General features: G+C 74.0%; 1 protein-coding gene. It reads left to right on the plus strand.

The genetic code is table 11. The features are described 5' to 3' along the window. The coding region (locus tag ACEN88_RS35115) for a response regulator (protein WP_413347042.1) at positions 1 to 304 on the plus strand (304 nt) is incomplete at both ends.

Raw genomic sequence — 304 nt, forward strand, 5'->3', positions numbered from 1 at the left:
GGCCCAGGCCACGCCGCGCCGCCGCATCCTGCTCGTGGAAGACAATGCGGATGCCAGCGCCACGCTGGCCGACATCCTCGCGGCGGAAGGACATGACGTCGTCTGTGCCGGCGACGGCCGGGCAGGCCTGGCGCGCGCGCTCGCGGAGCGGTGGGACGTGATCGTGTGCGACATCGGCCTGCCGGAACTTGACGGCCTCGAGCTGATGCAGGCCCTGCGCGCGCGGCAGGAAGGCGCCCGTCCTTACGCGATCGCGCTGACGGGCTACGGCCAGCCGGACGACGAGGCGCGCGGCTTCGCGGCC

The sequence above is a fragment of the Massilia sp. CT11-108 genome (assembly GCF_047302915.1).
Taxonomy (GTDB): domain Bacteria; phylum Pseudomonadota; class Gammaproteobacteria; order Burkholderiales; family Burkholderiaceae_D; genus Telluria; species Telluria orientalis.